This is a genomic window from Streptomyces sp. NPDC003635, assembly GCF_053587635.1.
Genome location: NZ_JBSFOK010000030.1, coordinates 1 through 26,445 on the forward strand (window position 1 = coordinate 1; position 26,445 = coordinate 26,445).

Below are 26,445 nucleotides of genomic sequence, written 5' to 3' on the forward strand. Positions count from 1 at the left end.
TGGCGGCGAACCGGCTTTCCCTGCCCTGCTCCGCAGGAGCTTCGTTTCCTCCCCCGGCTGAAGCCGGGGGTATCCACGAAGGAGAGACTCGATGAAGAAGTGTGATGCGAGAGTCCGGCCCCGGGCTGGCGTATCTGCCCCACCGGGAGGGCTTCACGCAACAGTCCGTCCGGCTGGAGTCGACAGTACGCCGGTCCTGTTCAGGGGCGGCAGGCTGGATGCCCCGACCGGATGTCGGCGCGCGACTGAAGGAGCTGGCCGGGAGACCGACGCTCCGGACGGGACTTCTCCTCGTGGCCCAGCTGAGAACACGTGACTACTCGAAGAACTTGAGGCTCCAGCCGGTGTTCGTGTTCGCGCCGGGGACGTTGGCGCGGCTGTAGGTGACGTTGCCCCACCAGGTGAACGTGCCGGTGTACCAGTACCGGTTCTCCCACGTGTACGGCGTCCCCTTGGGGACCGCGTGGAACAGGAGAGGCAAGCGCGGACCGGCGGGCGGGCTCGTGTTGATGTCGCCGTCGAGGAGCACGAAGCTGTGGTGACCGGGTCCGTCGACGTACAGGGTGGGGTCCCAGCCGGACATCATCGTGGCGCGATGCGAACCGAAGAGGCAGCCGTTGGACTTGTACCAGTCCCATACGTACGTCGGGTCCCCACCAGCCCGCAGCCGCAGGTCGGCCAGGCAGTACTGGTCGCTCCAGCTGCCGTTGGCCGAGTAGGCGATGTGCAGTTGGCCGTTCGGGTCCTTGATGGGTTCGGGCGCTTCGTTGATGAACGGGTTGCCGACCACCCGTTCCCAGGGCTCGCGCGGCTGCGAGATGACGTACCGCCCGCCGGTGGGCCTCGTGGGGCTGCTCATCCGGGCGATGTAGAGATTCTGCTCGACGTTGGTGTCACCGGCCCAGCCGGACCAGACGAACCAGCGCTGCCCGTTGAAGGTGAACAGGGTGCCGTCGATCGCCCACTTGTCGTCCGGCAGAGCGAGTTTCGTCGCGCCGGTGTACCCACTGTCCGGGCTGGCGGAGCTGATGACGTACATCCGGTGGGCCGGTCCGCGACCGGCCGTGAAGTAGATGTAGTACCGGCCGCCGTCGCGCACGATCTCCGGAGCCCAGACCTCACCGAGGCCGAGCGTGTCCGACCACACCCGGCGGGCGGGCGCGGAGGCGAGTGCGTCCGTGGAGGGGGCCTGCCGTACGGCGATGCCGTCACCGACGGACTGGACCGAGACGTAGGTTCCGCCGACCCGCAGCACGCTCGGGTCAGCGGCCCGCAGAGCCGTCTGGCCGGCCCCGGCGGGTTCGGCGGCCGTCAGAGACAGGGCGGCGGCGAGCACGCCGGTCAGCAGGAGAGCAGCAGCGCTCCTCAGAGTGCGAGTTGAGGTCATGGCCCCGTTCCATGGTCGGCCTCCGCTTCGACGCCGCGCCGACGCGAGGCAGCGGCGTGGGGGCTGCGTCCGGTCGGGACCGCGTCGGAGGAGTGGGGAGCGATCCTGGCCGTCGGAACTCGGCTGCAACTGTGATTTACATCGATGCAAATCCGCTGTCCCCAGCATCGCGACCAGAGGTGAACCTGTCAACGTCTCGTGCAGGGTGCGCCATCGGGCCGGCGGGAGCACCGGCTACCGCCTCTGCCCGGTTCGGCCAGGGCGTCGAAGGATTCTCGACCACACGCAGGTGTGCCCGCCCTCGACGAACTCGGCCTTACGGAGGAGCGGGCCCCCGAGGAGGGTGATGTGAGCCCATTCGCCTGCCTCACCCCTGATTGGGAGCGCTCTCACGATTTCGTGGGCTGTCGATATCCTGACTGAATCGCATCGCCGCCGGTTTGAACGTGCCCAGACGAGGGAGTGCCCGCCTTGCCCGAGCCGATCACGGGGTCCCGCCCCACTCTGGAAGCCGTCGCGGCGCGTGCCGGTGTCTCCCGGGCTACCGCGTCGCGGGTGGTCAACGGTGGTGCGGGGGTGCGCGCTCCCCTGGTCGAGAAGGTGCGCCAGGCGGTCGAGGAGCTGGGCTACGTGCCCAATCACGCGGCCCGGACCCTGGTCACCCGGCGCAACGGTGCGGTGGCTGTGATCATCGCCGAGCCGGAGTTCCGGGTCTTCTCCGACCCGTTCTTCGAGCAGCAGGTGCGCGGGATCAGCCGCGAGCTGACGGCGCACGACTTGCAGCTCGTACTGCTGTGGGTCGAGGGCCGTGGTGATCATGACCGGATCGTCCGCTATCTCGGCGGCGGCCATGTCGACGGGGCGCTCGCCTTCTCCGTGCACAACGACGACGAGCTGCCGGCCCTCATCGAGAAGTCCCGGATCCCCACCGTGTTCGGCGGACGGTCGGCCGTGGACCGCAGTCTGGTGTCGCCGTACGTCGACTGCGACAACCGCGGCGGGGCCCGTCAGGCGGTCCAGCACCTCCTCTCCCTGGGCCGGCGCAAGATCGCGCACATCGCGGGACCGCTCGACCTGACAGCGGCCCTGGACCGGGTCGACGGTTACCACGACGTCCTCATCGACGCGGACCCCACCTTGCTGTGCCAGGGCGACTTCACCGCGAAGGGCGGCGCCCGGGCGATGGCCGAACTGCTGGAGCGGCACCCGGATCTCGACGGGGTGTTCGCCGCCAACGACCTGACGGCGCTGGGAGCGCTGCGCACGCTGCGGGAGCGGGGGGCGCGCGTCCCTGACGACGTGGCGGTGGTGGGGTTCGACGACATGGCGTCGGTGGTGGAGCTGACCGACCCGGCGCTCACCACCGTCCACCAGGACATCGAGGGCATGGGCCGGCTGATGGTGAAGCTGTTGATGCGGCTGCTCGACGGGGCGGGGAGCCCTGCGCCCGCCTCCGTCATCACGCCGACGTCGCTGGTTCGGCGCGCATCGGCCTGACCCGCGCTCGGAGAGCCACGCGCACGAGCGCGGCGGGCGCCGGCTCGATCGCCGGTGCCCGCCGCGCCTCCGTGAAGGGCTGCTGCCCGATCAGCTGAAGGGGATCACGAGCACGGAGTTCTCCGTGCCTGTCTGGATCTTGGACGTGCCGTTGCCGATGGCGCTCCACACCTCCAGTCGGACTGTGCCGTTGGCCAGGTTGCCGAGGCTGCCGGTGGCTGACTTCAGGCCGCGTGTCTGGGCGTACTGCTCCCATCCGGCGACGGGGTCGGTGGCGAAGTAGTGATACGTCTCGGTGCGGTCGAAGGTGCCGTCGCCGGTGAGGTCGTAGCTGATCCTCACCTGCTGGCCCAGGCCGACCGTGGGGCCGGCGTCGACCTGGAACCGGAATGCGGTGGCCGCGCCCGGGGTGAGGGTGCCGTTGACGCCGCGGGCCTCGTAGACGAGCGGCTGGTACGGGGTGCCGTCGTGGTTGGTGCCGCCGGCGGAGGCGATGGTGTCGCTGCCTGCCGTGCCGCTGGTGGACGTGGTGAGCGTGCCGCCGGAACGCAGCTGGAAGGTGTTGCCGGTCGGCGGATCCGGATCCGGGTCGGGGTCGGGATCGCTGCCGGTTCCGGTGCCGGTCGCGGTCGAACGGGCGGGCACGGACAGGGTCTTGCCGTCCGAGAACGTCACCGTGCGCGCGCTGGAGCCGTAGTTGTGGGCGGCGTAGGTGCGGGTCGTGCCCTTGACGAAGACGGCGGCGGAGGGGATGTCGCCGGTCACGGTGGGGTCGGGCGCACCGAGGGCGGCGAGGGTCTCGATCCAGTGGTAGGTGTGCGCCTTGGACTCGCCCTCCTCCGGGGTGTAGGAGGCGTTGCCCGCGTCCCACTTGGACTTCGCCGCCGCCGGGTCCGCGAGCGACTGGAACTCCCACAGGATGTCGCGCCATTCGGCGGCGGGGCCGCCGTTCTCGCGCTCCATCTCCGCCAGGTTCCGCCGGATGGCGGCCTTCTCGCCACCGAGGTGCAGGGAACCGCCGGTCACCGGGAGGACGTTGATGCCGTGTATCTCCTCGGGGTTGGCCGTCCACCAGGTGGCGTAGGCCGCGCCGCTGCCCCAGACCATGCCGGCGGTGTCGTGGCCGAAGGAGGAGGGGAAGACCTGCTCGTCGGCGTCGAACCAGTACTGGGCGATGGCCTCGGCCTCGGTGGTGAGGAGGTAGCTGCCGAGGTCGCGCAGCGCCGCGTCACCGGTGGCCGAGCCCCACAATACGAGTGCCGCGCTGAGGTTGATCGACTCGGACGAGGACTCCTGGTTGTTGCCGGCGGCGAAGCCCTGGTGGCCCGAGGCCCAGCTGTGGCCGGCATACACGTCGAAGCCGCGCAGGAACGGGAAGGCGCTGTCGGTGCGGCTGGGGTTGGCGGTGTCGCGGATCAGGGTCTTGACCATGCCGCCCCAGGCGGAGTCGGCGGCCCAGGACGGGTCGTACTGGGCGACGATCGCGGCCGCGTAGACGTAGTAGCTGTAGTGGAAGTGGTGGTCGTTGAGCTCGCTGTCGCTGCCGTAGGAGGCGGGATAGCCGGTGAGGGTCTTCCACGCCTGGTCGTAGGAGAACTCGTTGGCGCCGCCCGCGGTGAACCACTGCTGGAGGCGTCCCTTGATGAGCCCGAGGAGCTTGTCGCGGATCGCGCCCTCGCCGATCTGGTCGGCCAGCGGGACCAGTTGGGCGAGTTTGCCGAGGGCCTTGCCGGTCCAGTAGGTGTCGGTGGCGCCGGAGAAGGGGTCCGCGGAGTTCGCGACGTCGTTGAGGTAGTTGCGCAGCCGGGCCGCGTCGACACCGCTCGTCTTGGGCAGGCCGGGCAGGACCGGGGAGGCCTTCTGCGTGGTGGTGAAGGAGGCGGACTCGCGCACCTTCATGGTGCCGCGCGGGGAGACGTAGGTGTACGGGGTGAGCGCGTCCGTGGTGTTGAGCCACTGGTGCCGGTAGAGGGCCTGGAGCGTGCCGCGTTCCGTGCCCTCCTTCGCCTCGGTGGTCAGGGTGTAGGTGGCGCGCACGGTCCCGCCGCTGTAGTTCCAGTCGACCTTGGAGCCGGTGACGAAGCTGAAGGCGTACTTGCGGAAGGTGGCGAGCGCGTCGGTGGAGGGCAGGACGGCGACAGAGAAGTAGTCCTTGCCGCCCAGGCCCGCGGTGACGGTGGAGCCGGAGACGTTCCAGTCGCTGCCGGTGGGTGCGAACAGGGCGTAGTGGTGTCCGGCGACCGTGATGCCGAGGACGTTGCCCTGGTCGGCGAAGACGGCGGGTGCGGAGGCCGTGGTGATCTGGGCGTTGCCGCCGGAGCCCTTGGCGTAGACGAAGGGCATGCCGTGGCCGATGGTCGTGCGCAGGGTGCGGGTGCCGTCGGACCAGTAGGGGGTGACGGTCCAGTCGGACCAGCTGTCGGCCTTGGTGTCGGGCGAGTTGAGGCCGGTGAGGCCGAGGGTGAGGTCGGCTTTGTGGGCGTACTCGTACTGGCGCCCATCGCCGACGATCGCGGCGGATGTCGGGTAGCCGATCTGCAGGCCGCCCGAGACGGCCTGGTAGGTGAGGGGGTGGCCGTACATCGGCGTCGAGTGGGGGTTGTCGCCGTACCGCTGGAAGGCCAGGGAGGACCACCAGTCGTTGGTGGGCACGGGCTTGCCCTGGGCGGCGGAGGTCACTTTGGGAGTGACCGGGGTGCCGGTGTTGGTGGTCGGGCCGGTCGTTCCGGCGGGGCGGGTGTCGGAGTAGCTGCCGGCGCCGACGGGGATCGTGGCGGCGGCGGCCGGGGTCGCGGCCGGACCGAGTCCGGCGGCGGCGAGGGCGGCGGCCAGGACCAGCACGGTGGCCGGTCTGTTGCGGGTGGATGGCATGAAGGGGTACCTCGAGTCATCACGACGGGTAGTGGGGTCTCACCGTGTGTGTCCGGAACGCTTCGAGAGCGCTCTCAGATGGCCGGAAACGTAAGGTCCAGGTAACGTCGGCGTCAATAGATTTGACACAGACGGCAGTTGGGCTCCGAGTTGCGCCCGTTATGCCTTCGAGTCTTGACTGATCACCCGATGAGCGGGCACGCTCCCCTCAGGATTTGAGAGCGCTCTCAGGTACCTTCACCTCTTCGCGGCCACGGAGGCTTCCCCCGCACAGCGCCCGAGCAGCCCGGAGAGCCACGGTCAGCCTCGGACGATCGCCCTGGGCCTGCAGCCGGCTCACCCGCCTGCGGAGATCCTCCTGGCGAGTCCGCCGACGGCGCGGACGTGAAGCCACTGTCACCGCGGACCTCTTGAAGACCGTCGGACAGGAGCAGGCCGAGCTCTTCGGGGAGTACGACAAGCCCCACCACGGACTCATCATCAAGCAGACCGACACCGAGGACGAGGCCGACTGCTGGAGTCGCTCCGGACCCGGCTCGCCGTCGGTGGTCTCACCGACGTCCAAGGCATCGGGGCCAGCCGGATCACTTCGTCACCCAGCAACAGGCCGCCATGTTCGAAGACTTGAACAGTCTGGCGATGGAGAGCTCAAGAGCCGGCTCGCCGACGCCCGGCGCCCGCCGCAAGGCAAGGATGGCGAGGTGCTCGGTGCCTCAGCCAGCATCGCCCCCGCACCCCTCCTCCGGCACCGCGGTGGATGAGGCGGTGCCGGTGCCGGGCGCCGGTTGCGGGTTCGGGCCGCTTCGGTAAAGAGATGGATCCCTTCTGGATCCCGTACAGGAAAGACGCTGGATGCCGACTGAGACCGGGCCCTACGGTCTCCGTCATGAGCAATCGATCCGATGCAACTGTCGCGCCTGTCAGGGCATTTGAACCGCCGTACTACGTCGCCGTCTTCTCCACGGTCCGCAGCCAGGACCAGAGCGGCTACAGCGAGACCAACGCCCGCTTGGAGGGACTGGTAAAGGACATCCCCGGTTATCTGGGAATGGACAGCGCGCAGACTCCCGGCGGGCTGGGCATCAGCGTCGCCTACTTCCGAGACGCCGACGCTCTCACCCAGTGGCGGACCCACAGCGAGCACCGGGCCGCACAACAGCGCGGTCGAGCCGAGTGGTACGAGAGCTACACGCTCCATGTGGCGAAGGTCGAACGGAGTCATGGTTTCCGGCGAGCGGCGGCGCCACAAGAAACCTCGACCGCCGGCTGACCCGTCTCGCGCCCGGGCGCTCTGGGGATGGGTGACTCGATCGTGCCGGCCCGGGTGGCCGGCCGCCGCGACCGGTCGCCCGACTGCGGCGGAGGGAGCCGCCTTCTCCCTCCGCTGACGCCTCCTCAGCTCGGCGTGAAAGCGTTGAAGCAGACAACTCGGCTGGCGTTGCAGATCTCCGCGTCCGTCGGTATGTCCACGGCTTCAGGGAATTCGTACGTCAGAAACGTCATGGTCCTGCCCGAGGCGAACTTCACCGTGGCTTCCTGGACCGGGGTCGCGTGCTTCGGCGTACCGCCCACGAAGGCGAACGGGCCCCTGCTGTTCTCGACGACGCTGACCGTAAGCCACATCTGGCGCGGCCCTCCCTGGTGCGAGAGCCCGTGCGGCATGCTTCTGCCCACGTGCACGTAACCCTGCGCCACGCGTTGCTCCGCGAGCCCGAAGCACTGCCGGTCCGCCGCCCGCTCGCGGATCGCCGTCAGGCAGTAGGTGTTGGCGTCCGGCAGCCACGCCACATCGCCGCTGCCTACAGGCTCGCGGCGCCGCAGGATGATGGCCTCGGATGGGGCGGGCACGGTCTTGTCCTCGGAGAAGGCATCCATACTCAGCACCGCCTCGATGAGTTTGGCATCACCCGGGGCGACCCTCGCCGCCCCCAACGGCGTGGCAGGGCCGGGTTCGGGTGGTTCCGGAGAGCGGGAAGCAGCGCGTGAGGACGCGGCCGGGGAGGGGGAACCCGGTGCGGAGCCGGCCGACGTGCACGCTGTCACGGCCAACAGCACGACGCCGACACCTGCAAGAAGCCCGCGTTTCATCGCCCACCCTTCTCGTGGCGCGATCATAGCCACCGCTCGGGTTGCGGTGACACAGGCCGCGTTCAACCTGGGCGCGACCTGGCAGGCAGGTGGGCTGTGTGGCCTGGTGAGCCGGGCCGGGTGGGTCGGCGCCCTGCTCCAGCCCGTGGCCTGTTCCAGCCGGTGGCCGACCGCGCGTGGTTCAGGCGGTGGCGTCCGGTCCGGAGGAGCGGGCCGTCTGCGCCTGCGCCGCCATCGTGACGGGTGGCGCCGTGTTCTGGTGCGAGGTCGAGACACCGGTGGGGGTCGCGGCCGTGAAGTAGTCCAGCGTCCCGGTGATGTTGAGGAGCCGGGTCAGTTTCGCGGGCCGGTCGTCCAGGTGCAGACGCGCTCCGGCCGCTGCCGCGCGGCGGCCGATCATCAAGAGGGCTGACAGTCCCATCGAATCGACGACGCCGACCGCGGCGCAGTGCAGGTGCAGGTCTTTCAGGCCCGGCCGCTCCGTGAGCTGGGCGGTGACCTCGTCCAGGAGGAGGTCGGCGGTGTCGTGGTCGAGATCGCCGGTGATCTCTATGCGGACCGTGTCCTGGGTGTCGATCGTGGTGAGCTCGAGTGCGGGGGGCAGGGTGGTCATGCGGGTGATCCAGTGGTGGGTTGGTCAGCGGTGAGGGCTTCGACTCCGCGCTGAAGCGTGCGGACCGCCCGGGGAAAGTCCTGGAGTTCGCGGGCGAAGAGTTTGAGGGCTGGAGGCAAGGACAGTACGGGCACCCCGCGTGCTCGGAGGATCTGGGCGGTCCAGGCGATGAACGACACAAAGAGGTCTTCGTCGCCGAGGTAGAGGGAGGTGAGGAGGAAGTCCACGATGTGTGCGAGGTCTTCCGCCGTGCGGTCGCGCTGCGTGTCGTCGTAGGCGCGCATGGCGGGGAAGGCGTCCTGCAGGGCGAGGAAGACGGTCCGCACCAGGGAGCCGCTGCTGCGGGCGACCAGTGTGTACTCCTGGTCGGCCAGGTGGGGCAGGTCATCGATCTGCTGGTGATCGGACTGCGGTTGCGGCAGCGGCCCCTCGGCGAGCCGGTCTGCCGCGCTCCGGGCGTCCGGAGCCCAGGCTTGTGCACCGAGCAGCTTCGCGTAGCGGCCGTCGGGTCCGAACGCGGCGCCGCCGACGAGGACAGGAACGCCGATGGCCTGGCACGCGGTGATCGCCGCGTGGGCGGTGGGCAGCCTGGTGGCGATCGAGCTGGACAGCGCGACCGCGTCGGCCTTGGTGATGTGCAGGTGGGCGATCAGATGGGGTGAGGGGACCTGCGCGCCGAGGTAGTCCACCTGCCAGCCACGCAGTTTCAGCACCTCGGCCACCAGCCGCGCGGGCAGCGCGTGCCATTCACCGTCCACGCAGGCCACCGTGATCCGGCCCCGGTAGGCGGTGGTGCGGGAGGCCGGGTGCCGGGCGAGCGCGGCGACGACGCGTTCATTGATGGCCGTGGCGGTGTGCTCCTGCGCGACGCTGATCCTGTTCGCGGCCCACTCCTCACCGACCCTGCCCTGGACCGCCGCGATCACGTCCAACAGGACGGACTCCGGGTCGGTGCCCTCATCCAGGGCGCGCAGGACGACGTCGGTGGCGGCGGTCTCGTCTCCGGCGGCCACGGCGGTCCAGAGCTGCTCGGACAGCTCTGGCAGGCTGGTGTGGCCTGGGAGGCGGGGTGGGCTGCTGGTGCTCATGCGGTGCGGTTACCCCGAGAAGGGGCGTTCACCGCGCTCAGGTGACGGGTGCGGGGTGCGGAGATGGCGACCACGGCCATGTCGTCGTGCCGTCGGTCGCCGAGCCACTGGGAGGCGAGCATCTGGACGTGCTCCACGATGCCCTCGGCGGGCATGCCGACGCAGCCGGCGAGGGCGCTCTGGAGGCGTTTCTCACCGAAGAAGGCGTCTCCCATCGGGCCGCCCTTGGCCTCGGTGATCCCGTCCGTGTACAGGATGCAGGACTCCCCAGGGGCGAGCGTGACAGTGGTGCTGTGGGCGCGGACCTCCGGCAGGGCTCCGACCAGGGTGCCGCTGGTGTCGGCTTCCTCGACGGTGCCGTTCGCCCGGACGATCAGCGGGATCGGGTGACCGGCGCTGGTCAGCCGTACGTGGACCTCGTCGCCCCGGCGGACGGCGGAGGCCAGGACCAACGTCGCGAAGCGGGTGTGGTGGGAGGTGAGCAGGGCGGTGTTGAGCAGCGTGAGCATGCGCTGGTGGTCGTCGGCCAGGGGCAGCAGGGCGTGCAGGGTGTTGCGGATCTTGCCCGTGAGGACGGCGGCCTCCAGGCCCTTGCCGCACACGTCGCCGAGCGTCACCAGGGAGGGCTCACCCTCCACCGTGGCGGGGTGCACGTCGTAGAAGTCCCCGCCGACGCGCTCGTGGTCGGCCGAGGGGCGGTAGCTGCCGGCGAAGTCCACTCCGGAGATCCGGTGCAGGGCCGGGGGCAGCAGCTCCCGCATGAGCACCTCGGTGATGGCCGTCTGCTCCGCGTACAGGCGGGCCGCCGACATCGCCGCTCCCGAACGCGCGGCGAACAGACGAGCGAAGACTTCTTCCTCTTCGGTGAAGGCGGCGCTGCCCTCCTTGCGCAGCAGGACCAGCGCACCGGCCGAGACACCATGCCCGGGCAGCGGCGTGATCACCATCGCTCCGACGGGACCGAAGCCTTCAGGGACCATCCAGGCCGGGGCGGCAGCGGGGTCGATCCACCGGGAAGGCACCGGCGGAAACCCGCGCAGGGCTTCAGCCAGACCAGGAACGGCATCGGGGTCCACCGCTTGCTGCGAGGAGCTGGGGGTGCCGCCGCGCAGGCAGGTCACCACAGGCAGCCGGTGACCGCGGGCCGGCGCGATGGCCAGCGCCGCATCAGCGAGGTTCTCGGCGGCCAACTGCGCGGTCACGTCCATGCAGCGCCCCAGGTTGAGGGAGGAGAGCAGGGTGCTCGACGCCTTCGCGAGGAACGCGGTCCGCTCCCGCTCCACGTGCAGCGCTTCACGGGCGAGTTGGTGATCGGTGTCGTCCACCAGCCACCACGCCACCGTGCCGTCGTCTCGCACGCTGGGGTGCGCCTCGAAACGACGTCCCTCGATCACACCGGACAACGGCGCGTTCGGCTCCTCCCCGGACCTGGGCCTGGGCAAGCGCATCGCCTGGTGAGCCGCGGTCAGCCAGGCCGGGACCACCCCGGCCAGAGGTATCCCGGGACGGGCTGCGGGGAGAAGCACCCGTGCTGCGTCGTTGCGCTGCACGAGGAGGCCCGCCGCATCAGTGACCAGGACCGGGTACGGGGCACGGCCCCATGGGAAGTCCGGCTCCGTGTCTGCGGCGCTCTGCGCTCGGGTGAAAACCAAGTATCGAGGACCCGCTGGGCGAATCCCTCACCTCACCACTTCAAAAGAGATCATTGCCTTCAGGCAACGATCGCGCACATGGACTCCTCTACGCAACCCCGCCCTACCTCAATCGTGCCATCTGCACACATGTGAAGACGATGTGCGCACCATCGGACAGTTAGCCGGATATGTACAAAGACGCACCGCCCGCGAGGCGGGCCCGCAGACGGCGAAGCCCGAGCCGACCGCTCGGATGGCCTCCAGGCTCGACGCAGCTTCACAAGGCCGATTCGCCCCTGCCCACTGATCGGCCTGCCGGGCGATCATGGCCCGGCTCGGCGGATCACCAACAGTACCTACTGCGGCGCGCGAGGCGTTCGCGCAAAGTCCTGGGGACGATTGCTGGTGCCGATGGCGTCAGCAGTGTGGTGCAGGACCTCGCGCCTCTCGCCCGCATCGCGATGCTCACGGCGTGGGGAGGCGACGCTGACCGTCACGAAAGCTGCGTACGCCGCCGCTGCAGCTGCTCGTAGGCCCCCGCACACGCTCGTACCGGCTGGAGAACCACCCGCCCCGCCGCGCGCACCATCACCGCGGCGATGACCCGCTGACGGCCGGACGGCCGCAGGACCACGCGCCTCACGTACAGCGCTGGCGTCTCACCCCGAGGGGCGAAGTGAGGACGCGCCGCTGGTGGCGCCGCCTGCGACCCGGCCCTGAAGTGCCGCGCGCATCGTGTGCAGTCGGCGGTTCTGGAGGTTGCTGTAGTAGATCATCCACCCGATGAACGTCACGCTGATCAAGGTCATGCCGATGGTCTGCCGCAGTCCCTGGGTGAGCGCGGTCAGCACGGTGATCGTGGTGAAAAGCGCGGCGAGGAAGATCAGCGCGGCCACGCGGTGCCGGGTGCGGTGCAACCGCTGGGCGACCAGATCGCGCATCGCGCTCTGCTCTTGCGGGTCCTGCGGTACATCACCCGTGCGCAGCTTCCGGTCCAGCGAGACGAGGTCGTTCGTCTTCCCGCCCGCGGCTCGCTTTTCCTTGCGGCGGGCGATCACAATGACGCAGATCCCACCGACCGACATGACCGCCGTGCGCAGCAGCACGGTCCCGAACGAGCGCCCTGGAAAGAGCAGCGCGACCAGCACGCTGGCGGCCAGGATGGACAGGGCGAGCTGCGCCCACAGGTGCCGCGCCAGGAAATCCCGGATCTGTTGCATGCTCCGCCTCCTTCAGCCGTCAGAGCCGCTTCCTGCGCCGGTGGCCGGCGAGCACCATGGCGCACGCGAAGGCCAGAAGAATCCAGGCGACCGCACAGTAAGCCCAACCCGTCGTCCCGCGTGCCGCTCCGAGCGAGCTCACGGCCGCCCACAGGGCGAGCACGGCACACAGACAGGTCCATGCGATGTCGGCGAGCCGGACTCGCAACTGGGCGCGTTGACGGGTCCCTCGCTGCAAGGTGCCGAGCCTGGGTTTCGCGGTCTTCTCCCGGGAGTCCACGAGCCGTCACTCCTTTCGTTCGCACGTGAAGTGTCGACTACCCGGGCTCTGCTGCCACACGCACACAAGTAGCCGCCCGCATACGGAAGTTCACCGTCCAGTTGACGGTTCCCGACGTGCCTCATCGGCACGGCTGCGGTGAGCAGCGGCACTTCGACTTCGACGCGGACAGCTCTTTCAGCTTTGCGCGGCAAACCTTCGACGCGGACACCTCTCGCAGCTCCGTAGGGCGGACCGTGGACCTCCGCCCTTGCCCGGCGCACACCTACACACCCGCCCCGTGAGCGCCCCACGTGCAGACGGCCACCGCGTGCCCGGACATCTTCGCCGCAGCCCCCGGATCTCGTCGCAAGAACATCGCCGAGCCGCCTCCGGGCACCTCGCCGACGTCCCCGACGAGCACCGGCAAACGGGCCGTGGGGCGGCGCACTGGGCAGGAGCCGACTCGGCAGCCCGTCCCGCCCCCCTGGCGCGGCTGCTGGCCCAGCCCTGCCCGTGCGCTGCCTACCGCCTCACGTCCGGGCCAGGTAGACGCAGGCCATGACGAGCGAGGCGAGCATGATGAGCGTCAGCCAGAAGTCCGGATGCCGCCATACGCCGTCGTCCGCGTGCTCGGAAGGAGCCTCGGCGATCGGGCCCTCCCTTGGCGGGGTCTCGTCGGGTGAGGCAATGGGACGCTTCATGGTTTCGCCCTTCGCAGGAATCCGCCGACAACGAAATCCGTCTGAATCCGGATATTCAGCACTTCGCCGTCGGCGCTCCGATCGGATGCGGGTCCTGACCCGGGCGATCACAAGGACAACATGCTCACCTTGATCTCCGATCACTGTGTTGACCGGCTCCGCGATGGCCCGGCCTGCTTGCCGGCACCGCTTCCGCGACTGGAGCGCGCATCAGTGGACCCACGCGGCTGTGGCCGCCCACGTGGCCGGTCCAGAATGAGGTCGTGTCCCAAGACGACGTAGACGACCAGAGCGGCATCGAATCGCGTTCATTCCGGATGCGCGTGACGGAGGTGGCTCGGCTGCTGGATGTGGACGTCGCCGTGAAGCCGAACGGCCGACGTCCCCGGCAGCTCGCTCACGCGGTGCGTAGGCCACTACTCGAACGTGCGTGTCTGCCCGAGGAGTTGTTCACTCCGTTGATGGCGGCAGCCGTCTACGACCCGGATCCCAGCTTCTGCCGTTGGTTCGCCGAGCCGGCGGTCTACGCGTTCGGGCGCCGCCGTGTGATGGCGGCGTCGGTCGACTGTCTGCGGACCGGCACGGATGCCGAGCGAGCCGGCGCCGTGCGGGCCTGGTACTGCGCCCATGTGCCTCTGCGCGCAGGTCGGTCTCCAGCGTACGGACCCGGTGGGGTACGTGATCCCGCTCTGGACGACTCACAAGACATCAAGGACGCATGGCTGGAGGCATCCATGCGGGTCTTCGCCGAGGCGACTGACCCGGGGATACGCAAGCGTGTCCTGCTGAGCCTGCCCGCCTCCCGAACGGCGTACCCGCAACGTCTGCACACACTTCTCGACAGCACACTCGCATCCGCGCGAACCCATCCCGACCCGCACATCCGCCGCTGGGCCGCCGCGTCAGACCACGACGCGGTCTGACGTCGCACCATCAGCACCAGTCAGCGCACCCGAACCAGCGTCCCGTTCGATCCCCTCCGCCCACATGAGCGGGCAGAGGTCCGAGAAGCCGGGTCACGGTTGCCCCGTACAGGTCGGCCTCAGCCTCCGCTGCTCTCCCGGACGACGATCCGATGGCCGACGACCTCGTCGCGGTACGGGGCGGATGAGTCCGGGGCGTCCACGCGGTCCAGGAGCAGGGTGACCGCGAGGCGGGCGATCTCCTGTTTGTCGGGGGCGACGGTGCTCAGGCTGGGCACGCTGAACCGGGAGGCCTCGATGTCGTCGAACCCGATCACATCGAGGTCGCCGGGCACACGCAGGCCGGCTTCGTGCAGGGCGCGCAGGGCGCCGAGTGCGAGGTTGTCGTTCAGGCACAGCAGCGCGTCCGGTGGGGACGTTTCCCGGGCCAGGCGGGCGGCCGCTTCGGCGCCGTCCCGCCAGTGGTAGGCCTCGACCGGCACCACCAGGTCGGCTTCGAAGGGCAGGCCGGCCGCGGCCAGGGCCTCACGGTAGCCGTCGGTGCGCAGCCGGTCGGTGCCCTGCCTGCCGCGCAGGGTGCCGCCGATGACCGCGATGCGGCGTCGGCCCCGGGCCAGCAGGTGTTCGGTGGCTTCGCGTGCGGCGCGCACGTTGTCTATGCCGACGTGGTCGGTGTGTCCTTCGGCGGGGTGCTCGCCGAGCAGGACGAGGGGGAGCCGGCGGTCGCGGGTGGCGAGGTCGCGGGGCAGCAGGGACAGGGGGCTGAGGATCACTCCGTCGCAGAACTGGGTGTCGAATCCGTGCAGTGCGGCCAGTTCGCGCTCGCGCTCTCCGCCCGTGTGGTCGATCAGGACGGTGCGGCCGTGGCGTCCGGCGGCCTCCATGACGTGGCGGGCCAGTTCGGAGAAGTAGGCGACGTCGAGTTCGGGCACGGCGAGGGTGATCATGCCGGTGCGGCCCTGGCGGAGCTGGCGGCCGGCGATGTTCACGCGGTAGCCCAGGGCGTCGATGGCCTCCTGGACGGCGGTGCGGGTCCGTTCCGAGACGTGTTCGTAGTTGTTGATCACGTTGGAGACGGTTTTGGGCGAGACGCCGGCGTACTGCGCCACGTCTTTGATCCTCGGTCTGGCCGCCACGCTGCCCTTCCTTCCGAACTCCGGCGATCATACCGATCACGGAGAGCGCTTTCCGGCCAACGGATCCCACGGAATCTGCGCCGAAGCTATTTACATCGATGTAATCGGCATGGTGCCATGTGGCCGCACGATCCGCACACCCTGCACCGACCTGCACTCTCGCTACGAGGAGCACCATGCCCGACTCGTACCTCCCGGACGAGCCACCCCGCCCCGAGTACCCCAGGCCCCAGTTCACCAGGGACGCCTGGCTGAATCTCAACGGCGAATGGCAGTTCGAGATCGACCGGTCCGACACCGGTCTGGAACGCGGCCTCACCGACCGCGACCTGGCCGACCGCATCCTCGTCCCCTTCTGCCCGGAGTCGGAGCTGTCCGGCATCGGCGAGACGGACTTCCTGGAGGCGGTCTGGTACCGGCGCACCGTGACCGTGCCCGCCGAGTGGAACGACGCCCGCGTCCTGCTGCACTTCGGCGCCGTCGACCACGACACCACCGTGTGGGCCAACGGCCAGGAAGTCGCCCGCCACCGCGGGGGCTTCACCCCCTTCACCGCCGACCTCGGCGACGCGGTCGCGGCCGGCCAGGAACTCACCGTCGTCGTGCGCGCGCGGGACAGCCGCCACAGCGTGCAGGCCCGCGGCAAGCAGGCCACCTGGTACGCCAACACCCACTGCCACTACACCCGCACCACGGGCATCTGGCAGACCGTGTGGCTCGAGCCCGTCCCCCGCACCGTCGCCCTCCGCCGCCCCCGCATCACCCCCGAACTGGCCACCGGCTCCTTCCTGGTCGAGCTGCCGCTGTCCGCGAACGTCGCCGGACACCGAGTGCGCGCCACGCTCAGCGACGGCGACGGAGCCGTCGTCACCGCCGAGGGACGCGCCGACCTCGATCTGTGTCCGCGGCTGACGCTCGCCGTCCCCGAAGAACGGCGGCGCACCTGGTCCCCGGACGACCCGCACCTGTACGACCTCGTTCTCGAAGTCCTCGGCCCGGACGGAGCGGTCGTCGACGCCGTCCGTTCCTACGCCGGATTGCGCTCGGTGTCCGTGCGCGGCAAGGAGCTGCTCCTCAACGGAGAGCGGGTCTTCCAGCGCCTCGTCCTGGACCAGGGCTACTACCCCGACGGCCTGATGACCGCCCCCAGCGACGCCGCGCTGGTGCGGGACATCGAGCTGGGGATCGCGGCCGGGTTCAACGGGGCCCGCCTGCACCAGAAGGTCTTCGAGGAGCGCTTCCTCTACCACGCCGACCGGCTCGGCTACCTGGTGTGGGGCGAGTTCGGCGACTGGGGCTGCGAGACCGGCGTCCGCGACGACAACCAGCGGCCCGACGCCTCGTACGTCACCCAGTGGCTGGAGGCGCTGGAGCGCGACCACTCCCACCCCTCGATCGTCGGCTGGTGCCCGCTGAACGAGACGTACCAGAACCTGCACGACCGCATCACCGTGCTGGACGACGTCACCCGCGGCATGTTCCTGGCCACCAAGCAGGCCGACCCGACCCGACCCGTCATCGACGCCTCCGGCTACGCGCACCGGGTGCCGGAGACGGACGTGTACGACTCGCACTGCTACGAGCAGGACCCGGCGGCGTTCGCCAAGATCATGGACGGGCTCGCCGAGAACCGACCGTACGTCAACACCGGCCCCGAGGGCCGTACCTGGTCCGTGCCCTATCGCGGACAGCCCTACTTCTGCAGCGAGTTCGGCGGGATCTGGTGGGACCCGGAGGCCGCCGCCGCGGCCGGTGACGACGCGGCGAGCTCCTGGGGTTACGGCGAACGGCCGCGCACCGAGGAGGAGTTCGTGGAACGCTTCCGCGGCCTGACTGGGGTACTGCTCGACGACCCCGGCATGTTCGGCTACTGCTACACCCAGCTCACCGACGTCTTCCAGGAGCGCAACGGCGTCTACCGCTTCGACCGCTCCGAGAAGGCCGACACGGCGGCTCTGCGCGAGGCCCAGCTGCGCACGGCGGCTTACGAGACCACTCCTTAGCCCCTGACCACCGCTCCCTGTGAGCGGGCACACCCTCCCCTGCCCAAGATTTACATCGATGTAAGTCAGTAAGTGTGGTGGGTGGCGGGCGCGCGGACTCCCCTCCCGCACCGCCACCCACCGGAAAGGACCCCCATTGACCGGCACACCCGCCCAGGTCGGTCGCCACGGACCGACCAGACGCCGCGTCCTGACGACAGCACTCGCCGCCGGCGCGGCCGTCCTCGGCGCCGGCACGCTCACCGGCTGCGGCTCCGCCCTCGCGGCCGACGACGGATCCACCGTCCGACTGTGGGACCTGTTCAGCGGCGCCGACGGCGGCCTGCTCAACGACATGGTGGCCAAGGCCCAGCCCGACATGCCCGGCACACACGTCGAGCGCACCGTCCTGGAGTGGGGCACGCCCTACTACACCAAACTCGCCATGGCCTCCGCCGGCGGCCGCGGACCCGACGTCGCCGTCTCCCACATGTCCCGTCTCGCCGGGTACGCGCCCACCGGGCTGCTGGACCCGTGGGACCTCGACGTCCTGGCGGAATACGGCATCGCCCCGGACGACTTCGCCGACGCCGTGTGGTCCCGCACCCAGTACGACGGCAAGACCTACGCCATCCCCCTGGACACCCACCCCTTCATCGTCTTCTACCACCCCGGACCGGCGAAGAAGGCAGGCCTGCTCACCGCCGACGGCACCCTCGACACCGACGCCTTCTCCTCCCCCGACCGCTTCCTCGCCGCCGGCAAGGAACTCGCCAAGGCCTCCGGCAAGCAGGGCATCGCGTTCGGCTACGTCACCGACACCGCCCAGTGCTGGCGGCTCTTCTACGGCCTGTACCACCAGACCGGCGGCCGCTTCGCACTGCCCGAAGGCGGCCCGGCCGAGGTCGACATCGACCGGATGGCCGAGGTCATCGCCTTCATGGCCAAGATCGTCGACGGTGCCGTCAACCCCCGCAGCCTCGACTACGCCTCCGCCATCGCCTCCTTCGTCAACAACCAGACGGCGATGATCCTCTCCGGCGAGTGGGAACTGGGCACCTTCCGCACCACCGACAAGAACGTCGGCGCCGCCCCCTTCCCCACCGTCTTCGGCACCCCGGCCGTCTACGCCGACTCGCACTCCTTCGTCCTGCCGCGCCGCGACCACCCCGACGAGGACCACCGACACCGCACCCACCGCGCCGTCGCCGCGCTGCTCAAGGCCGGACAGATCTGGGCCACCGCCGGCCACATCCCCGCCTACACACCGGTCACCGAGACCAGCGAATACGCCGCGCTCACCCCGCAGTCCCACTACGCGGGGGCCGCCGACCACGTCGTCCTCGACCCGGCCGCCTGGTTCGCCGGAGCGGGCTCGGACTTCCAGAACGCCATGTCCCAGGTCCTCCAGCAGGCCCTCCTGGGCGACATGAGCCCGGACCGCGCGGCCCGCGCGATGGTACGGCGCCTCAACACCTTCCTTTCCAAGCCCAGCCCGGCCTGATCCGGCCGCGAACCATCCGCGCAGGAGGCACAACGATGTCCTCTCCCCTCGCCCCGTCCCGCAGCGGGACGCTCCCGGCGCGCCGGATCCTCTCCCCCGGCCTGCTCTTTGCCCTGCCCTTCCTCGTGCTCTTCGCCCTCTTCATGCTCTGGCCCCTGGTCCAGGGCCTGTGGATGAGTTTCACCGACACCTCACTGTCGGCCCACGCACCGAGCTTTATCGGCCTCGACAACTTCTCCGAGGCCCTCCAGGACGCCGAGATGTGGCGGGCGCTCGGCCACACCGTGTGGTTCACCGTCCTGTCGACCGTCCCACTCGTCGTCGTCGCCCTCGCCATGGCGCTGCTGGTCCACACCGGACTGCCCGGCCAGTGGATGTGGCGCCTGGCCTTCTTCACGCCCTACCTGCTGCCCGTCGGCGTGGTCACGCTGGTGTGGGCCTGGCTCTTCCAGGGCGACCTCGGCCTGTACAACCAGCTCCTCAACGCGGTCGGACTCGACTCGGTGGCCTGGCTGAGCGACAAGTCGGTCGCCATGTGGGCGATCGTGCTCACCACCCTGTGGTGGACCGTCGGCTTCAACTTCCTGCTCTACCTGGCGGCCCTGCAGTCCGTGCCCGACCACCTCTACGAGGCCGCGGCACTCGACGGGGCGGGCGCCTGGCGACGCCTGTTCGCCATCACGCTGCCCCAGCTCAGCCGCATCACCGCCGTCGTCACCGTGCTGCAGATCCTCGCCTCCCTGAAGGTCTTCGACCAGATCTACCTGCTCACCAAGGGCGGCCCCGACAACTCCACCCGCCCGGTCATCGAGTACATGTACGACGTCGGCTTCACCGGCTACCGGCTCGGCTACGCCTCCGCGATCAGCTACGTCTTCTTCGCTCTCGTCATCCTCGCCTCCGCGGCCCAGTACGCCGCCCTCCGCCGCCGGGAGAAGTGACATGACCTCCACCACCGAGCTGCCCGTGCGCAGCCCCAAAACCGCACCCCGCTCACCGGTCATCCGGGAGGTGGCCGCCCGCAGACACCGCGCCGAAGCCCGCCGCACCCATCTCACCCTCGGCGACAGCCGCACCGCACGCACCCTCACCTTCGCGGTACTGGCCCTGCTGTCCCTGCTCTGGCTGCTGCCGGTCGGCTGGGGACTGCTCACCGCGTTCAAGTCCGAGCAGGACGCCAGCGACCCCGTCCACTGGCTGTGGCCGCAGCACGGCTTCACCTTCGACGGGTTCCGCAGTGTGTGGGAGCGCGGAGACCTGCCCCTGTGGATGTTCAACAGCTTCCTCATCGCGGCCGTCGTCACCGTGATCACGGTGGCCGTGTCCGCGATGGCCGGCTACGCCTTCTCCCGCACCCGCTTCGCCGGCCGCAAGGCACTGTTCACCCTCACCGTCGCGGCCGTCCTGGTGCCGCCGCAGATGCTGATCGTGCCGTGGTTCCAGCAGATGCTGACCCTGAACCTCGTCGACACCTACGCGGCGGTGATCCTGCCGCAGACCGTGGCACCGGTCATGGTGTTCATCCTGAAGAAGCACTTCGACTCCCTGCCAAGGGAGTTGGAGGAAGCGGCCCGCATCGACGGCGCCGGACACCTGCGCATCTTCTGGTCCGTGCTCCTGCCGCTGTCCCGCCCGATGCTGTCGGCTGTCGCGATCTTCGTGTTCATCGGGGCCTGGAACAACTTCCTGTGGCCCTTCGTCTCCACCTCGGACCCCGACCTGATGACCCTGCCCGTGGGCATCACGTCGGTCAAGGACGCCTACGGCGTCCAGTACGCCCAGTCGATGGCCTCGGCCGTCCTGGCCGCGCTGCCCCTGGTGGTCGTCTTCCTGTTCTTCCAGCGACACATCGTCAAGTCCGTCGCCACCACGGGACTCGGCGGCCAGTGAGACCGCGCACCGGCTGAAAGCACTCAGGCACCACCCCCACCCCACGGAGTCGCCGATGAGTACATCCCCCCGCACGGCCCGCACCGCAGCCCTGCTCGCCCTGCTGCTGGCCGTGATGTTCTCCCTCGTCTCCACGCCCGCGTCGACCGCGGCGCCCCAGGCCGCGGCCGCCACCAGCACCACCTTCCGCAACCCGCTCAACACCGGGCCCGACCCGTACCTGACGTACTTCAACGGCTCGTACTACATGACCACGACCCAGGGCGGCAGCATCCGCATGTGGCGCTCGCCGTCCCTGGCGACCCTCCTCGCCTCCGACCCGGTCACCGTCTGGACCGACACCGACAACTCCCGCAACAAGAACATCTGGGCGGCGGAGTTCTACCGCTTCAACAACCGCTGGTACCTCTACTACACGGCCGACGACGGCGTGGACGACCACCACCGCCTCTACGTCCTTGAATCCGACGGCGACTCCCCCACCGGCCCCTACCACTTCAAGTCCGCGCTCATCCCGCCCAACCACGCCAACGACTTCGCGATCGACCCCAGCGTCTTCACCCACAGCGGCAAGCTGTACCTCGCCTACAGCGGCATCAACGCCTACCAGCACAACGGGCTCAACATCGCCCCGATGTCGAACCCCTACACCGTCTCCGGCAACGCGGTCGCGATCGACGCGGCCGGCGGCTGCCCGGAGGTACGCGAGGGACCGGAGTTCCTCAACCGCAACGGCCGTACCTGGATGACCTATTCGGCGTGCGACACCGGTAAGCCCGACTACCAGCTGTGGATGCTGTCGCTGGCCGACGGCGCCGACCCGCTGGTGGCCGCCAACTGGCAGCAGCGCAACGGCGCGGTCTTCTCCCGCAATGACGCCGTCGGCGTCTACGGCCCCGGTCACCACGCCTTCTTCAAGTCCCCGGACGGCACCCAGGACTGGATGGTCTACCACGCCAAGACGACCTCCCAGTACACCTACACCGACCGCACCAGCCGCGCCCAGAAGATCAGTTGGAACGCCGACGGCAGCCCCAACCTCGGCACCCCGCTCGCCCTGGGCGCCACCCAGAACCTGCCCTCCGGCGACCCCGGCTCCGGCAACCACTGGATCAACGACGACGGACGATCCAGCGGCGACGGCACACTGACCTACACCGGCACCTGGAACTCCGGCACCGGATGCGGCACGCAGTGCTTCTGGAGCGACGATCACTGGAGCGACCGGCCCGGCAACGCCGCCACCTTCACCTTCACGGGCACCCGCATCGCGCTGCTGTCCGTACGCGACACCGGCAACGGCATCGCCGCCATCAGCATCGACGGCGGGGCGGAGACACGTGTCGACTTCTACGGCGCCCTCCGCACAGGTGAGACCGTGCAGTACGTCAGCCCGAAGCTGCCCCCCGGCCGGCACACCTTGCGCGTCAGGGTGACCGGCGAGCACAACGCCCAGGCCACGGCCTCCTTCGTGAGCGTGGACCGGGCCGAGGTCTACACCCACTGACACCACCGGAAAGCGGCGGTCGTCCCCAGCCGAAACCGGGGGACCGACCGCCGATCCGTCCACGCGATCTCCACCAGCGCACCGACCACTCCCCCGCCGGCAGGCACGACCGACCGGCAGCAGCCCATCCCCCTGAGCCGCTGCGCCGCTGACCGGGGAAGACCCTACCTTCACGGATTCCGTATCCTTGCGGCATGCGCATGCGCCCCACCCTGAGCTGGGCTCCTGCCGAGGACCTGCCGCCCGGCACCACGGATCTGGCGCCGGTCGTCGATGCCCTGAGCACCGGCGGAGTGCTGGTGCTGAGCGGAGCGGGCCTTTCCACGGAGTCGGGCATCCCCGACTACCGGGGCGAGGGCGGAAGCCTGGGCCGGCACACGCCGATGACGTACCAGGAATTCACCGCCAGTGCCCAGGCGCGCCGCCGGTACTGGGCGCGCAGCCATCTGGGCTGGCGCACCTTCGGTCGCGCCCGCCCCAACGCCGGTCACCGGGCCGTGGCCGCGTTCGAGCGGCACGGACTGCTCTCGGGTGTGATCACTCAGAACGTCGACGGCCTGCACCAGGCCGCGGGCAGCAGCGACGTCGTCGAGCTGCACGGCAGCCTGGAACGGATCGTCTGCCTGTCCTGCGGGGCCGTCAGTTCGCGCCGTGACCTCGCGCTGCGTCTGGAGGAGGCCAATGCGGGCTTCGAGCCGGTGGCGGCCGGCATCAATCCCGACGGTGACGCCGACCTCACCGACGCACAGGTCGGCGACTTCCGCGTGATGCCCTGCGTGAGCTGCGGCGGCATCCTCAAACCGGACGTCGTCTTCTTCGGTGAAAGCGTCCCCCCGCCGCGCGTCGAGCAGTGCCGTCAGCTGGTCCGGGAGGCGACATCGCTGCTGGTCCTGGGATCGTCGCTGACCGTGATGTCAGGCTTGCGGTTCGTCCGCCAGGCGTCCCAGGCCGCCACACCGGTGCTCATCATTAACCGGGACGCCACCCGGGGCGACCGCCACGCCCTCACCCGTGTCGAGCTCCCCCTGGGAGCAGCCCTGACCAGCGTGGCAGCTCACCTGAATCTCCCCGTCGACGACACCCCCTGACCTCCCTCACAAGGGTTCCCTCGTCAGCTGTCGAGCTCTGCGGAAGGTGCGTCCCCGTTCTGGACCTGTTGGGCTCGCTCGGCGAGCACCGCGGCCAGCTCGCGCACGACGTCCTCGTCGATGCCGGCCTTCTTCGTGGAAGCCGTCTCGGTCCACAGCAGCGTGGTGCCGACTCGCGTCTGGGTCACGGCTCCGGGCTCGCCGTTGAAGCCTGAGGTACCGAACCGGGCGTCGCGCTCGTCACCGATCGCGCCGATGTCGAACGCCTTGGCCCGCTGTCCCGCCCGCTTGCCGTAGTAGCCGTCCCAGAGCACGTCGTACGCGTCCCGGGCGGCCTGTTCGCTGTCGTACGCGATGACCAGAAAGGAGACGTAGGCGGCATTGTCGGGTTCCCGGAAGGTCGAGACCCCGTAGAAGCGGGAGTTCTCGCAGCCTGCGTTGTCCTTGATGGGGCAGGCCTGCGAACGGTAGAGCTGGTCCATCTCGATGGCCGTGGGCCGGGCGGACTCCTTCCAGCCGGTCATGGCCTCGCCATCCGGCAGGGCTTCCCGTACCTGTTCCTTCGTGAGCGCCATCGCTTTGCCGTTCTCGCTGTGGCTGTCCGAGCTGCCGCCGCAGCCGGCCAACAGCAGCGCCGCCGCGATCGCCACACACCCGCGGATATTCCTCATGCCCATGCCACCACCCCTCGAGCGATGATCTTACGCAGCCTGTCTTCGCGCGGGGGACTCCGGCCGTAGCAGCAGGCCTGACGCGTGCCGCACGTCTGCCCCGTGAGCCGTCGGTCAGGTGAGGTGGTCGGCGATCAGGGCGGCGAACTCGTTCGGGGTGGCCAGGCGGATACCGAGCTCCTCGGCCTTGGCTCGCTTGGAACCCGCGCCCTCTCCCGCGACGACGAGAGTGGTCTTCTTGGAGACGCTGGAGGAGGAGCGCCCCCCGGCTTGTTCGATGAGCTCGTTCATCTGGTTGCGGCTCAGCTTTTCCAGAGGGCCGGTCATCGCGCCGGTGACGACCACGGTCATCCCGGTCAGCGCTCCGACCGCACGCGGGGTCGTCTCGTCGGGACCATCTGTGCCGCCGTCGGCCGGGGCGGGCGGGGTGGCGCCGGGTTCGGTCATGTTCACTCCGGCGGCGGCGAGCTTGTCGATGAGCGGACCGAGTTCGGCGAGTTCGGCGACGATGGACGGCGCCTTCTCGATGCCGATGCCCTCGACCTGCTGCATCGCTTCGGCGTCCGCGGCGCGGAGGTGGTCCATGGTGGCGAAGTGCCGGGCAATACGGCGGGACATGGAGCGTCCGGTGCCCCGGACTCCGAGCGCGCACAGCACCCGCGACAGCGGTTGGCCCTTGGCGGCGGCGATGGCGGTGAGGAGGTTGTCGGTGCTGGTTGCGCCCATCCGCTCCAGGCCGAGAAGCTGCTCGCGGGTGAGGGTGAACAGGTCGGCGAGATCGGCGACGAGGCCGGCGCCGACGAGCTGGACGACGCGGGTGTGGCCGAGGCCTTCGATGTCGAGCTGGTCGCGGCCGGCCGCGTAGGACAGGGCGGCCACGAGGTGGCAGTTGCGGCCGTTCTCGCAGCGCCAGCGCTGCTCGCTGGTGTCGATGCCGGCCCCGCAGCGCGGGCACGTCTCGGGGAAGGCGATGGGCTGTTCGTCACCGGTGCGCAGGTGGGCGACAGGGGCTTCGACGCGGGGGATGACGTCGCCGGCCCGGTGGACCATGACGTGGTCGCCCAGGCGCAGGTCGCGGCGGGTGATGTCGGACGGGTTGTGCAAGGTGGCGTAGGTGATGGTGGCGCCGTCGATCTCGACCGGCTCGAGGACGGCCCGCGGGGCGATGATGCCGGTACGGCCGACGTTCCACTCCACCTCGAGCAGTCGGGTGATCTTCTCCACGGCGGGCAGCTTGTAGGCGATCGCCCAGCGCGGAGCCCGCGACCCCGATCCCGCACTTTGCTGGTCGGTCGCCAGATCGGCCTTGATGACGATCCCGTCGATCCCGAACGGCAGCTCGGCCCGCACCGCGGCGATCTCCTGCACCCGGGCCAGCACCTGCTCGACGGTGTCGGCGGTGATGCCGGGCACCGCGGTACTGGCGGTGGTATTGATGCCGAGGGTGGCGGCCTGCGTCATGAGCTCGCTGTGGGCGAGTTCGCCCAGCCGCGCGGCGTGCGCCGTCTCGGTGCTGGGCAGGGGCAGCAGACCGTAGCCGAAGAACGTCATCGGCACGGTGTAGGCCCGCTCCCTGGCGCGCAGGGTGCCCGCCGCCGCGCCGCGCGGGTTGGCGAACGGCTGCCCGCCGTGCGCGGTGCGCACCTCATTGGCGTGCTCGAACTGAGCAGTGGTCATCAGGACTTCGCCTCGGACCTCCACGGTGACCGGCTCGGCGAGTTCCTTAGGCAGTCCCTCGATGGTGCCTATCGCGTGTGAGACGTCCTCCCCGGCCGTCCCGTCCCCGCGAGTGATCAGCTGTCTCAGGCGACCGCCCGTGTAGCGGGCGGCGACCGCGAGCCCGTCCAGCTTCGGCTCCACGCTGAACCGCTCCACCTCGTGGCCGATGCGGCGGGCCAGGGATGCGGTCCAGGCGGTGAACTCCTGCGGCGAGAACACGTTGTCCAGACTCAGCATCGCCACCGTGTGCGGGACGTCGCCTTCCACGGCGCCGCCGGCTACCTTCCCGGTCGGCGAGTCGGGCAGCACCTGATCAGGATGCTCCGCCTCCCATGCGGCGATGCCTCGCGTCAACCGGTCGTAGGCATCGTCGTCCAGTGCCGACGTCCCGCCCCCGTAGTAGGCAGCCGACGCCTTCACCGCGTCCTCGACCGCCTGGGCGTAGGAGGCGGCACCCGTGATCACAGCTACTGGTGTTGTCATGCCCGTCATCCTGCCTGGCACCACTGACAACGCCTGCTCGGCCGCCACGCTCCAGCGGTCGGTGGCCCGGAGGCAATAGCGGGCCTACGACCCCCACGCCCCCGCAAACAGCCATGCCCTGGCCGGATACCTCATCGACCTCGACCGCATCGACGCTGCCGTGGCAGCCCTCCGCCAATAC

21 protein-coding genes are annotated in these 26,445 nt (G+C 69.7%); 9 read left to right on the forward strand and 12 right to left on the reverse strand.

Going from position 1 to position 26,445, the window contains the following annotated elements; all coding sequences use genetic code 11:
• Positions 1–316: 316 nt before the first annotated feature.
• The gene (locus ACWDRW_RS25505) at positions 317–1,387 is read right to left on the reverse strand and encodes a glycoside hydrolase family 43 protein (RefSeq protein ID WP_451726366.1); all 1,071 of its coding nucleotides are present in this window, start codon (positions 1,385–1,387) and stop codon (positions 317–319) included.
• 471 nt (positions 1,388–1,858) lie between these two features.
• Here ACWDRW_RS25505 and ACWDRW_RS25510 point away from each other — a divergent pair, with 471 nt between their 5' ends.
• A complete protein-coding gene (locus tag ACWDRW_RS25510) occupies positions 1,859–2,884 on the forward strand; it encodes a LacI family DNA-binding transcriptional regulator (protein ID WP_451726367.1) in 1,026 nt (341 codons plus the stop codon).
• A gap of 90 nt (positions 2,885–2,974) precedes the next feature.
• Here ACWDRW_RS25510 and ACWDRW_RS25515 read toward each other — a convergent pair whose 3' ends face one another.
• Positions 2,975–5,755: a glycosyl hydrolase gene (locus ACWDRW_RS25515; protein ID WP_451726368.1), complete on the reverse strand. Its 2,781-nt coding sequence runs from the start codon at positions 5,753–5,755 to the stop codon at positions 2,975–2,977.
• Between the two features lie 886 nt (positions 5,756–6,641).
• Here ACWDRW_RS25515 and ACWDRW_RS25520 point away from each other — a divergent pair.
• Entirely contained in the window at positions 6,642–7,025 is a 384-nt protein-coding gene (locus ACWDRW_RS25520; protein ID WP_451726369.1) for an antibiotic biosynthesis monooxygenase family protein, read from the forward strand.
• A 125-nt stretch (positions 7,026–7,150) separates the two neighbouring features.
• Here the strand turns inward: ACWDRW_RS25520 and ACWDRW_RS25525 are convergent, their stop codons facing one another.
• From ACWDRW_RS25525 to ACWDRW_RS25555, 7 genes are all read right to left on the reverse strand, one after another.
• Positions 7,151–7,630: a hypothetical protein gene (locus ACWDRW_RS25525; protein ID WP_451726370.1), complete on the reverse strand. Its 480-nt coding sequence runs from the start codon at positions 7,628–7,630 to the stop codon at positions 7,151–7,153.
• Between the two features lie 394 nt (positions 7,631–8,024).
• Positions 8,025–8,456 (reverse strand): STAS domain-containing protein, encoded by a 432-nt coding sequence (locus ACWDRW_RS25530; RefSeq protein WP_451726371.1) that lies wholly within the window; start codon positions 8,454–8,456, stop codon positions 8,025–8,027.
• Positions 8,453–9,544: a cobalamin B12-binding domain-containing protein gene (locus tag ACWDRW_RS25535; RefSeq protein ID WP_451726372.1), complete on the reverse strand. Its 1,092-nt coding sequence runs from the start codon at positions 9,542–9,544 to the stop codon at positions 8,453–8,455. The genes ACWDRW_RS25530 and ACWDRW_RS25535 overlap by 4 nt, the downstream gene beginning before the upstream one ends.
• Complete coding sequence (locus ACWDRW_RS25540; protein WP_451726373.1) at positions 9,541–11,094, reverse strand: PP2C family protein-serine/threonine phosphatase; 1,554 nt, start codon at positions 11,092–11,094, stop codon at positions 9,541–9,543. The genes ACWDRW_RS25535 and ACWDRW_RS25540 overlap by 4 nt, the downstream gene beginning before the upstream one ends.
• Positions 11,095–11,837: 743 nt before the next feature.
• The gene (locus tag ACWDRW_RS25545; protein ID WP_451726374.1) at positions 11,838–12,398 is read right to left on the reverse strand and encodes a hypothetical protein; all 561 of its coding nucleotides are present in this window, start codon (positions 12,396–12,398) and stop codon (positions 11,838–11,840) included.
• 19 nt (positions 12,399–12,417) lie between these two features.
• A complete protein-coding gene (locus ACWDRW_RS25550) occupies positions 12,418–12,678 on the reverse strand; it encodes a hypothetical protein (RefSeq protein ID WP_451726375.1) in 261 nt (86 codons plus the stop codon).
• A 512-nt stretch (positions 12,679–13,190) separates the two neighbouring features.
• Entirely contained in the window at positions 13,191–13,361 is a 171-nt protein-coding gene (locus ACWDRW_RS25555) for a DUF6480 family protein (RefSeq protein WP_451726376.1), read from the reverse strand.
• Positions 13,362–13,822: 461 nt separating this feature from the next.
• Between ACWDRW_RS25555 and ACWDRW_RS25560 the strand changes: the two genes are divergently transcribed.
• Positions 13,823–14,284, forward strand: coding sequence for a hypothetical protein (locus tag ACWDRW_RS25560; protein ID WP_451726377.1), 462 nt, complete (start codon positions 13,823–13,825; stop codon positions 14,282–14,284).
• Positions 14,285–14,403: 119 nt separating this feature from the next.
• On the opposite strand, the gene ACWDRW_RS25565 is transcribed toward ACWDRW_RS25560, so the two are convergent.
• Complete coding sequence (locus ACWDRW_RS25565) at positions 14,404–15,393, reverse strand: LacI family DNA-binding transcriptional regulator (protein WP_451726378.1); 990 nt, start codon at positions 15,391–15,393, stop codon at positions 14,404–14,406.
• Between the two features lie 203 nt (positions 15,394–15,596).
• On the opposite strand from ACWDRW_RS25565, the gene ACWDRW_RS25570 reads away from it, so the two are divergent.
• The 6 genes from ACWDRW_RS25570 (at position 15,597) to ACWDRW_RS25595 (ending at position 23,391) form a co-directional block, all read left to right on the forward strand.
• On the forward strand, positions 15,597–17,423 hold the full coding sequence (locus ACWDRW_RS25570) for a glycoside hydrolase family 2 protein (RefSeq protein WP_451726379.1): 1,827 nt from the start codon (positions 15,597–15,599) through the stop codon (positions 17,421–17,423).
• A gap of 136 nt (positions 17,424–17,559) precedes the next feature.
• On the forward strand, positions 17,560–18,906 hold the full coding sequence (locus tag ACWDRW_RS25575; protein WP_451726380.1) for an extracellular solute-binding protein: 1,347 nt from the start codon (positions 17,560–17,562) through the stop codon (positions 18,904–18,906).
• Positions 18,907–18,941: 35 nt separating this feature from the next.
• On the forward strand, positions 18,942–19,847 hold the full coding sequence (locus tag ACWDRW_RS25580) for a carbohydrate ABC transporter permease (protein WP_451726381.1): 906 nt from the start codon (positions 18,942–18,944) through the stop codon (positions 19,845–19,847).
• Between the two features lies 1 nt (position 19,848).
• Positions 19,849–20,796, forward strand: coding sequence for a carbohydrate ABC transporter permease (locus tag ACWDRW_RS25585; protein WP_451726382.1), 948 nt, complete (start codon positions 19,849–19,851; stop codon positions 20,794–20,796).
• A 55-nt stretch (positions 20,797–20,851) separates the two neighbouring features.
• A complete protein-coding gene (locus ACWDRW_RS25590) occupies positions 20,852–22,303 on the forward strand; it encodes a family 43 glycosylhydrolase (protein ID WP_451726383.1) in 1,452 nt (483 codons plus the stop codon).
• Positions 22,304–22,497: 194 nt separating this feature from the next.
• Positions 22,498–23,391: an NAD-dependent protein deacetylase gene (locus ACWDRW_RS25595; protein WP_451726384.1), complete on the forward strand. Its 894-nt coding sequence runs from the start codon at positions 22,498–22,500 to the stop codon at positions 23,389–23,391.
• A 23-nt stretch (positions 23,392–23,414) separates the two neighbouring features.
• Here the strand turns inward: ACWDRW_RS25595 and ACWDRW_RS25600 are convergent, their stop codons facing one another.
• Together ACWDRW_RS25600 and ligA are read right to left on the reverse strand one after the other, a co-directional pair.
• Positions 23,415–24,062 (reverse strand): hypothetical protein, encoded by a 648-nt coding sequence (locus ACWDRW_RS25600; RefSeq protein ID WP_451726385.1) that lies wholly within the window; start codon positions 24,060–24,062, stop codon positions 23,415–23,417.
• Between the two features lie 114 nt (positions 24,063–24,176).
• Positions 24,177–26,264, reverse strand: a complete 2,088-nt coding sequence (ligA, locus tag ACWDRW_RS25605) for an NAD-dependent DNA ligase LigA (protein WP_451726386.1) — start codon at positions 26,262–26,264, stop codon at positions 24,177–24,179.
• Positions 26,265–26,445 lie beyond the last annotated feature (181 nt).